At 73.3% G+C, this 1,625-nt stretch carries 1 pseudogene; it reads right to left on the reverse strand.

Annotated elements, in window-relative coordinates:
- Positions 1-1,487: pseudogene (locus tag I5E_RS20810) on the reverse strand (xylulokinase); the annotation flags it as partial.
- Positions 1,488-1,625 lie beyond the last annotated feature (138 nt).

The following is a 1,625-nucleotide window of genomic DNA, read 5'->3' on the forward strand; positions in this document are numbered from 1 at the left end:
CCGGTCGGTGTGCTCGAGTAGGCGGGCGAGGANCGCGATCCCCCACGCACCGCCCTCGCCGCAGTCTCCTCGAGCGCGACGGGCACGCGGAGCGCCGCGGCGAGCAGGCGCTGCGGCGCGGCAGGGGTGCGGAACAGCCCGCCGTGGGCGGTCATCCGGTCGACCTGGACGTCCTCGCCGTGCAGCACCTCCATGCCGATCGCGAGGGTGGCGAACGCGCCGTGCACCTCGGAGCGGACGAGGTTGCCGAGGGTGAAACGGGCGCCGGGTGTGCGGAGCAGCAGGGGTCGGCCGTCCTCGACGTGCGTGACGGGCTCGCCGGCGAGGTAGTTGAACGACAGCAGGCCGCCGGCGTCGGGGTCCGCGTGCTCGGCCTCGGCCAGCAGCGTCGCGTACACGGTGTCGATGTCGATCGCCGCGCTGCCGGTGCGCTCGCTCGCGGCCTCGGCGAACCGGCCGAACACCCGCGCCCAGCTCGCGATCTCGCTCGCGCCGTTGTTGCAGTGCACCATCGCCACGGCGTCCCCGGACGGCGTGGTGACCACGTCGAGTTCCTCGTGCGGGGTCCTGAGCGGGTGCTCGAGCACCACCATGGCGAAGATGCTCGTGCCCACGCTGACGTTGCCGGTGCGGGGCGCGACGGCGTTCGTCGCGACCATGCCGGTCCCCGCGTCGCCCTCGGGCGGGCAGAGCGGGACGCCCGGCTGCAGGGTGCCGGTCGGGTCGAGCCAGGCGGCGCCCTCGGGGGTGAGGGTCCCGGCGTCGTCCCCCGCGACGAGCACCTCGGGCAGCAGGGCACGCAGGTCCCGGAGCCCGATCAGGTCCTCGGCGGTCCGCAGCATCGTGTCGTCCCAGTCGCGCGTGCCCGGGTCGCCAGGGCCGCTGTCGGCCGGCGTGCTGTCGATCGGGAACACGCCGGAGGCGTCACCGACGCCCAGCACGTCGCGACCCGTGAGGCGGCGGTGCACGTACCCGGCGAGGGTCGTGATGCCCGCGAGCTCGGCGACGTGCGGCTCGTCGTCGAGGACGGCCTGGGCCAGGTGCGCGATCGACCAGCGCTGCGGGATGTTGAACCCGAGGGCCGCACTGAGGCGCTCGGCAGCCGGCCCGGTCGACGTGTTGCGCCAGGTCCGGAACGGCACCAGCAGCTGCCCGTCGGCGTCGAAGGCCAGGTAGCCGTGCATCATCGCGCTGACACCGGCGGCGCGGAAGGTCGTCGGCGTCACGCCGTACTGCCGCTCGACGTCGGCCACGAGGTCGGCGTAGGCGGCGCGGAGTCCGGTCTCGACGGCGTCGAGGGAGTAGGTCCAGCGGCCGTCGACGTACGCGTTCTCCCACTCGTGCGCGCCGGAGGCGATCGGCACGAGCGACTCGTCGACGAGCACGGCCTTGATGCGGGTGGAGCCGAGTTCGATCCCCAGGGTCGTCCGGCCGTCCACGACCTGTCGTCGGCGCTCGTCGGCGTCCATGTTCTCTCCTGCTCTCATCGTTGAGTGAGCGCTCACACGTTAGTACGTGAGCGCTCACGCCTGCAACCGCCGCGCGGCACCGACCCCTCGGGCGAGCGGGCGAAATACGTCACACTCGCTGACCTCGACCGGCGTGTCACGCCCACTCGGCTTCCG

Source organism: Curtobacterium sp. B18, assembly GCF_000333375.1.
Lineage (GTDB): Bacteria > Actinomycetota > Actinomycetes > Actinomycetales > Microbacteriaceae > Curtobacterium.